The organism is Vicinamibacteria bacterium, assembly GCA_035620555.1.
In the GTDB taxonomy this organism is placed as follows: Bacteria; Acidobacteriota; Vicinamibacteria; order Marinacidobacterales; family SMYC01; genus DASPGQ01.
Genome location: DASPGQ010000796.1, coordinates 1 through 9,033, shown reverse-complemented (window position 1 = coordinate 9,033; position 9,033 = coordinate 1). Strand labels below are relative to the sequence as shown.

Sequence of the window (9,033 nt, the reverse complement as noted above, 5' to 3'; positions counted from 1 at the left end):
GCCTCTGAATCTGGCTCGTGCCTTCGTAGATCTGATAGATCTTCGCGTCGCGGTAGAGCTTCTCGACGGGGTACTCCTTGTTGAAGCCGTTTCCCCCGAACACCTGGACGGCATCGCTCGCCACCTTGACCGCGGTGTCGGCGGCGAAGAGCTTGGCGTAGGCGGCTTGCCGGGTGTTGCGCTTTCCCTGATCGATGGTCCAGGCGGATTGCCAGACGAGAAGCCGGGCCGCCTCGATGGCGCAGGCCATGTCGGCGATCATGAATCCCACGGCCTGATGCTTGTAGATGGGAACGCCGAAGGTCTGGCGCTCCCTCGCGTAGGCGACGGCGTGATCGTAGGCGGATTGCGCCAGGCCCACCGCCGCTGAAGCGACGACCGGCCGCGAGTGGTCGAAGGCGGCCATCGCCGCCCTCCACCCATCGCCTTCCTCTCCGAGTCGGTTCGCGACCGGGACCTTGACGTCCTGAAAGGTCACCGCCCGGGTATCCGAGCAGCGCTGGCCCATATTGTTCTCTTTCTTCCCCAGAACGACTCCATCCGACTCTCGAGGCACGACGAAGGCGCTCATGCCCCGGTGGCCCTTCGAAGGATCCGTGTAGCCGAGAACGAAGTACCGGTCGGCGACACCTCCGTTCGTGATCCACATCTTGCTTCCGTTCAAGACATAGTCGTTCCCGTTGCGCTTCGCCGTCGTCTGGATGCTCTGCACGTCGCTTCCAGCGCCGGGCTCGGTGACGCAATAAGCCGCGAGGCAGAACTCTTCTGTCATCGGCGCAAGCCATTTCCTCTTCTGCTCGGCGCTTCCCGCCACCATCACTGGACAGATGAACAGAGTATTGGCCTCCATCGCCGTTCCGATGCCGGTGCAGCCCCAGGACACTTCCTCGGCGATGAGACAGCCTTCGATCACCCCCAGGCCTGCCCCTCCGTACTCCTCGGGGATGTGGGTGTTCATCAGGCCGAGCTCCCACGCTTTGCGGCAGATTTCCATCGGATACTCGCCGGTCTCGTCGTGGTGACGCGCCCGGGGCAAGATTTCTTTCTCAGCAAACTCGTGAGCGAGCGCCCTGAACTGCCGTTGCTCTTCGCTCAGGCTGAAGTCGATCATGTCTACTTCCCTTTGAAGGCGGGGTCCGCTTCTCCTCGAACGCCGTGACGCCCTGGAGAGCATCGTCGGTCGGAAGTGACGGCGCGACTCGGCCCACAGTCACAGCACCGGCAGAGGCCCACTCGCGCTAGCAGATCGGCGACTCTCGGATCGGACCTCAGGCGGTCGACGTCAGCGGTCACTTCTTCTTTTTTTCTTTTTCCCTCTCTTCCTCTGCCTTTGTCGAGTCCAGGTACAGTTGCTGGTCGCCATAGTAATCGTCAATGGCGTGCTCCGATGACAACGGGCTCAGGTAATGCTTCCCGGTCAGCCCTTGTTCGTTCATCGCGAGTCCCGTCAGACACGCCTTGACGATATGCACGCTGTTGAGCGTCGTCCGGTAGGTCGGATCGAGTGCGGGATGGAGCTCGACGAGATCGAACCCCACCACATTGGACTCGGCACACAAGCGGCGCACGACGGCAACCGCTTCGCGCATGGTGAGGCCGCCTGGAACCGGTGTGCCGGTAGCCACTGTGAATGCGGGATCGAGAACATCAATGTCAAAAGAGACGTGTAGCTTGCGGCCCTCTTCACTGGCCTCGGCGACAACCCGGTCAATCACGGCATCCCAGCCGCGCCGCTGAATCTCGGCCATGGTGTGATAACGCATGCCGTTCTCGCGCATCCATTTGAACCCCGACTTGTCGGGTCCGCTCGAGCGCAGCCCGACCTGGATGAAATCCGCGGCTCGCACATGGCCTTCATTGATCAGGCGGTACACGGGGTAACCATGACTGATCAGCTCGGTGCCGCCCCACCATGCATCGTAATGAGAATCGAAGTGAATGACGGAAACCTTCTTCTTGCCATAGACGTCTGTCAGGGCAGCAACATTGGGGTATTCCAATGAGTGGTCACCGCCAACAATCATGGGTACGGCGCCCGTCTCCGCGACCTCGCGCACAATTTCGCGTACGTGGCTCATGGACCGTTCGGTGCTTTCGTTGTCTATCGCAACGTCGCCATAGTCCACGATCTTCAATACCCTGGAGGCATTGACCTGTACGTACTGGTCCGATCCGCCCATGGCCCCGCTGACGTCCCGGAGGCGAAGTTCGGTGGTGGCGCGCTCACCCGAGTCGCGCCATCCCGAGCCCATGTTGAGGGGCGCGCCCAGAATGGCGATATCAACCTCACCCGCGACCAGGTCTTCCTTATAGAGCGCCAAGGGGAAACCCCCGAATGTTGGCGGCCCGCCCCGGCCGCCATAGCGGCCGAGCTCGATCGGACCCGCCTCCCGCGGTGGATCCATGGAACGGGGACGCCTCAATCGCCACGCATTGAATTCGGGCGATTCGGTGTTGAAGGGAATGTTAGGCCTGTCTCGTCCTTCGGTGTAGCGGTTGTGTGCCACCTCGTGTTGCATGGCCTCGATCCAGATCTTGACTTCCTCCGGTGTGCGCTTCTCGAGCGCCTCGACGGTTTCTTCGGCTGGACCGGCAAAAGCACGTGCATCGCCGCTCTTCAGAAACTCGATCTGCTCCGGGGTGAGCAATGCGAGCTTTGGCGCGACGCTCTCGGGCAGTTCAATGGGTGGGGTTTCCTCTTCCCGTGGGTCGACGGTGTCAAATGGATAGGCCTGCTCGCCGACCACGTGCTCAGGAGTCGTTTGCTGCTGTGCCCAGGTAACGGCTGCTGAAGCCGTCATGAGAAAGAGCAGTCCGGTACGAATCTCGATCGAAACGAATGTCATCGCAAAGCTCCTGGACGTGCGGGCGCGCGCATGCTATCGCTGGCCGTGATCGAGCGCCAATGGATGAACGTAGTCCGGGTCGAGGCCCGCCTTGCGCACCGCGATGCCGACCAGGCAAGCATTCAGCACGGCATTCGCATGCAGTACCGACAGTCGGGAGAAATCGAGCATCGGTGCCATGTCTGTAAGCTCGAAACCGACGACCTCTTTCGCCGCGCACACATGGCGAATCGTCCGGGTCACTTGCTCGAGACGCATGCCGTTTTCGGTTGCACGCCCAGCCGCAATCATCTCGGCGGGGTTGATGACGCTGACGTCGATCGAGACGAAGAAGGTCTCGGGACCATTGGCGACCTCCTGCAGTACTCGTTCCATAACGCTCTCGGAGCCGCGCTGCTGGAGCTCAGCCATCGTGTGGTAGCGCACTTGCTTATCGCGCAGCCATTGCAGTGTCTCAGCATCAACCGCAGGCCCGCGTAAGCCCACCTGGATGGTTTCGCTGCCCTCCACGATGCCCTCGTCCAATAGCCGGAACAGCGCCTGACGGTCAGAAATCATATGGTCACCGTGGCGCTCGGCATCCGGGTGGGCGCTGAAGTGGAGCAATCCAAAGCTCCCCTTTCCGTGTACCACGGCCAAGCCGCTGACACCTGGGTAGAGCATGGAGGAATCACCGCCGACCAGCATCAGGATGGCGCCGGTGCCCGCGGTTTCGGCAACCATGGCGGTGACATGACTGACGGTTCTTTCGGTGCTCATCCAGTCGACGGCAAAATCACCGTAGTCGACCACCGACAGGATTTCGAGCGGTTTCACCAGGGATTGCACGTCTGGGGTGGCGATGGTGTTCAGGCCACGCATTTCGCTCGGGCCGTTCCTGGCATCGCGCCGGCCGCTGCTCGAATTGCTTGGCACCCCGACGATGGCAACGTCCACCTTGCCTGCCACGAGATCTTCCGGCCAGATGGCGATATCGGCGCCACCGAAAGTAGGCACACCGGTCTTCGGAAACAGGTACCGGTGAACGCTGAACGGACCGGGCTCACGTTCGAAATCGCGCAATGGCGCGGGAGTCGGCACGGCCTGGTTGAAAGTCTTGGAAGTGAGGTTGAGCGGCGCCGCGCCCATGTCTCGCGTCGGGTCATACCCCATTTGACCGTCGAGCGACATCAGGTCGTCGATGAGAGAGCGCAGCCCGTCTGCATCCCGCGTCGCGAGCTCGTGTTCGAGCTGTCGCTCCGGAATATATTTGAGAATCGCACCTGAGGTAATGAACTCGACCTGTTCATCATTCAGCACGCTCGTCTGCGCCCGCAGCTCGTCGGGTATGGACCATTGTCCATGTGCACTCTTGAAGGAAAGCAGAAAGCATGCCGAACAAGCCGTGAGAAGAAGAGCACGATGCGTCAAACGTTGCGGGATCATATCGTCCCCCTGAATCCGATTGATGGAATGGGAATTCTCACCGGATTTGTCTGAAGCTCAGTAGTTTCAGCCCGGATTTGCGACAGATATCCCATTTTTCTGCTCGAGAATTTACTGCCAAATACGTTCGACTGCCACCGTCGTTTACCTGTGACCGGTGAAGTAGCCGGGTGGTATACTCGATCCGGGCCAGGGACGATGAGCACTCAAACGATCCCTTATCGGGAGATTTTCGACCGGCTGCCTGCGGGCAGCACGTTGACGTTGCGTAACGTCAGTTGGGAAGAGTATGAAGGTCTCCTGGAGGGCCTCGGCGAGGCGAGCGGGCTTCGCCTCAGTTATGACGAGGGGACGCTTTCGGTCGTGACGCTCTCTCCCGAGCACGAAAGCTACAGTCGGCTCATCGAGAGGCTCGTGGACCGTCTCAGCGCCCGGCTTCGCATCCGAGTTCTCTTCTTCGGCTCCTCCACCATGAAAAGGAGGGACCGCAGGAAAGGCACGGAGCCGGATGCTTGTTTCTACGTGCAGTCTGCCGCCGCTATCGGGAGCAAGATCCACCTCGATTTCGCGAGCGATCCGCCGCCGGATATCGTCGTCGAGATTGACGTGTCTCATGATTCGCTCGCGAAGTTTTCCTCGTATGCCGAGCTCGGTGTGCCGGAAATCTGGCGCTACGACGGAAAGGCGCTCACCATCTACAGTCTGGAGGAGGATGAGTACCGCAGCGTCGAGTCCAGCCTTGCCCTTCCGATGCTGACCGCGGGCATCCTCACCGGTTTCACCAACCAGCGTCGGCAGAAGGACCAGTACGACGTCCTGCTCGCTTTTGACGAATGGCTCGATGATCTGAACCGATGAACCAAGCTACGACGATCTGATTGGTCCCTTCACCCGAGATCGACCACTTCGCGGACGATTCGACGTCGGTCGAGAGCTCGCCGCCGTCGTTCCAGAAGCCCTTATTGGGTTGCGGAAAGAACTCGTCGAGTTCCTGAGCGCCGCGAAGGTGAGATTGGTCTGCTCGACGTCCTCCGTGACCGAACGCTTCCCTCTTGCCCAATACAGGCGAAACGCCTATATTGGCGTGGTGAACGCCCTCGACTTCCACGTTCTTCTCGTACTCGCAGAAGGCGACCTCTACGGCTACGCGATTCTGAAATCCGTCCGGGCCGAATCGGGTGGGACGGTGCGTCCCGACATCGGCTCGCTCTACCGGGTCCTGGGGCGACTCGTGGCGCTCGGTCTCGTCACCGAAGTCGACGCTCCCGACGGTGCTCCCGAGGGCCAGCGCGGAAGACCTCGTCGCTACTACCGGTTGACCCGCGCCGGGCGGTCGGCCCTTCGAGCCGAGACTAAACGACTAGACGGTGCTCTGAAACTTGCCAGGAAACGAACATGAGCCCATTCGTGGAAGGCTTGCTTTGCACCTGCCTGCGCGCCTACCCGAAACGCTATCTCGATCGGTTCGAAAGCGCGATCGTCGAGACCTTCCACGATGGCTACCACGAAGCCCAGCGACGACGCGCGTTCGTCGCTCGATCGCTGACCGGAATCCTGTTCTGGGGGCTCGTGGAAAGATGCCGGCCGAGCTTCGAGGAGCGACGCCCGAGCCGGAGAAAGAGAGACGTTCCCGTGGGGTTGCTTTCGGAAGTCCGGTTCGCCCTGCGCGCATTCATCAAGAGACCGGGGTTCACGGCCGTCGCGGTTCTCACGCTGGCACTGGGGATAGGTGCCAACACCGCCGTCTTCAGCGTCGTGAACGGCGTTCTCCTGAAGCCGCTCCCCTACGCTGAGTCGGACTCCCTCGTCGCCGTGCACGCTGATTGGACCGGCACCGACCCGGGCATCGGCTCGATGTCCTATCCCGACCTCGCCGATCTCGAGAGCGAGGTGGACGCCATCGAAACTCTCGTCGGAGTGAGCTCGACGAGCATGACCCTCACCGATCTCGGCGAGCCCATCGTCATTTCCTTTCCTCGAGTGACGAAAGGTCTCATGGACGTCTTCGGGGTCACCCCTCTTCTCGGCCGCGACATCCGGGCCGACGAGTTCGGGGCGGCGGCCCCGTCCATCGTCGTCGTCTCCTACGGGTTCTGGCAGAACCGCCTCGGGGGCGAGAAGGACGTGCTCGGGCGCACCCTCACGCTCGACGCGAATCCGTACGAGATCGTGGGGGTCGCCCCTCCGGGATTCGACTACCCGGACGGGGCCGAGCTCTGGATCCCCCGCCGCCTGGACCCCGAGGGCTGCGGGCGCGGGTGCCATACGTTCCACGTCGTCGGCCGTCTGTCCCGTGGGGCGGGCCTCGCCGCGGCACGCGCCGAAGCCGATCGGCTGGCGGCGAACCTCGAGACGCAGTTTCCCGACTCGAACACGAACAAGCGCTTCCTCGTGCGCTCCCTCAGGGAAGCGACGGTGGGAGACGTTCGAGCGGGCCTGTTCCTGCTGCTCGGGGCCGTCGGCCTTCTGACGATCATCGCCTGCGCCAACGTGGCGAACCTGCTCCTCGCGAGAGCTTCGAATCGCCGACAGGAGATCGCGATCCGCACCGCGGTGGGTGCGAGCCGCACCCGGCTCGTCGCTCAGTCGCTCGTCGAGAGCGGGCTCCTCTCGCTCGCCGGAGCCGTCGCAGGCCTCGGGCTCGCGTCGGCGAGCCTCGTCGTCATGCGGCGATTGGGAAGCGAGATCCCGAGGCTTCTCGAAGTCCAGATCGACGCGACCGTACTCGCGTTCACGCTCGGCATCTCCGTCGCCGTCACCTTTCTCTTCGGCCTCGCTCCCGCCTTCGCGCTCACCCGCTCGCAGTTGCGGAGCGAGCTTTCGCGGGATCCGGGACGGCGCCGCTTTCGCACCGGCCTTCTCGTCTCCGAAGTGGCGCTGTCGGCGCTTCTCCTGGTGGGAGCCGGGCTCGTGCTCCGAAGCTTTTACGCCCTCTACGCCGTGGACGTGGGGTTCGACCCGAGGAACCTCCTTCGTTTCAACCTCACTCTTCCCGAAGCGCGCTACGACTCGCTCGACACCGTTCGCAGCTTTTATCGCGAGCTCGAGGATCGGCTCCGCGAGCTTCCCGGAATCGAGTCCGTGGGCTCGGCGTGGAGCCCTCCGCTCGGCCGGTCTCACGCCACCGGCGAAGTGAGGGTGAATGGCCGACCCAAGCCGCCTCCCGGACACGAGATCGAAGCGTCCATTCACAGCGTGGGACCCCGGTGGTTCGAGACGATGCGGATCCCCCTTCGCCGCGGTCGAATGCTCGAGCCCCCGGACGATGCTTCCGGGGAGCCCATCGCTCTCGTCAACGAAGCGTTCGTCCGGATCGTCTTCCCCCGCGAGGATCCTCTCGACAAGCTCGTCGAGGTGACCGTCGACGTGGGCTACGGCTCGCCCGAGTTTCGTATCGTGGGCGTCGTTTCCGACGTGCGCTCTCGCACCATCGTCGAGAATCCCGAGCCTCAAATCTATGTTCCTCACGGAGTCTTCGGCCCGGAGAGTCTCACCGTCACCTTGCGTCTTGTTCCCGGCGCCCCTCCCGTCCTCCCCGCCGCGCGAACCATCCTCGAGGGCATGGACTCCGACGTCCCCATGTACCGCGTCGAAACGGTCGAGGAAGCGGTGGGCCGGAACGTGGCGCCGACCCGCTTCTATCTGGTTCTCATCGGGGCCTTCGCGGTTCTCGCTTCGCTTCTCGCCGCTGTCGGTCTCTACGGCGTCGTGAGCTACAACGCCGCCGACCGCACCGGGGAGCTCGGCATCCGGATCGCGCTCGGCGCCCGGCGCGAACGGATCCTCAGGATGGTTCTCCTCCAGGGAATGGTTCCCGCGCTAGCCGGACTCGCGCTCGGACTCGCCGGCGCTTTCGGGAGCGCCCGGGTGCTGAAGGCCATCCTGTACGGAGTCGAGCCGCGGGATCCGGGAGTGTACGCGGGAGCCGCCGCGCTCCTTCTCGTGACCGCCCTTCTCGCCACACTCATTCCGGCGCACCGCGCGAGCCGGGTGGACCCGCTCATCGCTCTGCGGCAGACGTAGACCGCGGCTCACCGCCCGACGTCGGCGACGTAGATGTTGGCAGCCCGATTTGACACTATGAATGTATCGATATCTGTTATCGAATGAGTTGCTGCACGATCGAGTCACGGGCGACGCGAGCACGTATACAAGACTCCGCCACTTGTTGTGGACAGAACGTGCTGGTGGCTGGTGCTTGTCGGCAACGCGAAAGCTTTGTACTTGTGAGGGTGTGCTATGGCGACTCTATCTCTTCGGATTCGTGAAGCCTAAAAGACAAAGCTCGAGAGCTCGCGCGGCGCGAGGGCGTTTCCTTGAACAACTACATCAATGCCGCTCTCGCGGCCGCCGTGGCGCAGGCGGAAACACTTGCGTTCTTCGGAGATCGCCTGAAGGACGTGGACTTGGAATCCCTTCACCAGCGCGTGCGAGCGTTCATGGGTGAGACGGAGCCAGGCGATGAGCCGTCGGTCGAGGAGCTGCGAGAGGCCATGGGGGACAGGTTCTAGACAGCCGCTCTCAGAAACTCGGGCCGATGACGCTCGCGGTGCCGCCGGCGGACCGATGCCTTCAACGTCCGTCTAGCTCCGAGGTCGGGGGCCTTCAATTTCGAACGGCACGAGAGCGACGTATCGAGCGGAAAGGAAGTCGACACCGAGCCGTACCGGAATCGGGCGTTTGTCGGCAATGCGCGCGAGGCGCTCGGGGGAGGTGAACAATAGGACCTTGGGAGGCTCCAGCTGCTCCCCGGCGGGCTCGA

Annotated in this window: 7 protein-coding genes; 4 read left to right on the top strand and 3 right to left on the bottom strand. The window is 62.6% G+C overall.

Annotated elements, in window-relative coordinates; genetic code table 11:
* The 3 genes from VEK15_32010 to VEK15_32000 all read right to left on the bottom strand — a co-directional run.
* On the bottom strand, positions 1 to 1,108 hold a 1,108-nt coding region (locus VEK15_32010; GenBank protein ID HXV65364.1), incomplete at its 3' end, for an acyl-CoA dehydrogenase family protein.
* A 181-nt stretch (positions 1,109 to 1,289) separates the two neighbouring features.
* On the bottom strand, positions 1,290 to 2,846 hold the full coding sequence (locus VEK15_32005; GenBank protein ID HXV65363.1) for an agmatinase family protein: 1,557 nt from the start codon (positions 2,844 to 2,846) through the stop codon (positions 1,290 to 1,292).
* 33 nt (positions 2,847 to 2,879) lie between these two features.
* Positions 2,880 to 4,271 carry an arginase family protein gene (locus VEK15_32000; protein ID HXV65362.1) on the bottom strand — a complete coding sequence of 464 codons (1,392 nt, stop codon included), beginning with the start codon at positions 4,269 to 4,271 and terminating at the stop codon, positions 2,880 to 2,882.
* A gap of 198 nt (positions 4,272 to 4,469) precedes the next feature.
* Between VEK15_32000 and VEK15_31995 the strand changes: the two genes are divergently transcribed.
* The 4 genes from VEK15_31995 (at position 4,470) to VEK15_31980 (ending at position 8,782) form a co-directional block, all read left to right on the top strand.
* Positions 4,470 to 5,129: a Uma2 family endonuclease gene (locus VEK15_31995; protein HXV65361.1), complete on the top strand. Its 660-nt coding sequence runs from the start codon at positions 4,470 to 4,472 to the stop codon at positions 5,127 to 5,129.
* 109 nt (positions 5,130 to 5,238) lie between these two features.
* Positions 5,239 to 5,670 (top strand): PadR family transcriptional regulator, encoded by a 432-nt coding sequence (locus VEK15_31990; protein ID HXV65360.1) that lies wholly within the window; start codon positions 5,239 to 5,241, stop codon positions 5,668 to 5,670.
* On the top strand, positions 5,667 to 8,294 hold the full coding sequence (locus VEK15_31985) for an ABC transporter permease (GenBank protein ID HXV65359.1): 2,628 nt from the start codon (positions 5,667 to 5,669) through the stop codon (positions 8,292 to 8,294). Before VEK15_31990 ends, VEK15_31985 begins: the two co-directional genes overlap by 4 nt.
* A gap of 293 nt (positions 8,295 to 8,587) precedes the next feature.
* Entirely contained in the window at positions 8,588 to 8,782 is a 195-nt protein-coding gene (locus VEK15_31980; protein ID HXV65358.1) for a hypothetical protein, read from the top strand.
* Positions 8,783 to 9,033: the final 251 nt, after the last annotated feature.

Bases quoted from the DNA above. Each gene is read 5' to 3' on its own strand.
- VEK15_32005 (HXV65363.1), bottom strand. From the start codon at position 2,846: ATGACATTCGTTTCGATCGAGATTCGTACCGGACTGCTCTTTCTCATG.
- VEK15_32000 (HXV65362.1), bottom strand. From the start codon at position 4,271: ATGATCCCGCAACGTTTGACGCATCGTGCTCTTCTTCTCACGGCTTGT.
- VEK15_31995 (HXV65361.1), top strand. From the start codon at position 4,470: ATGAGCACTCAAACGATCCCTTATCGGGAGATTTTCGACCGGCTGCCT.
- VEK15_31985 (HXV65359.1), top strand. From the start codon at position 5,667: ATGAGCCCATTCGTGGAAGGCTTGCTTTGCACCTGCCTGCGCGCCTAC.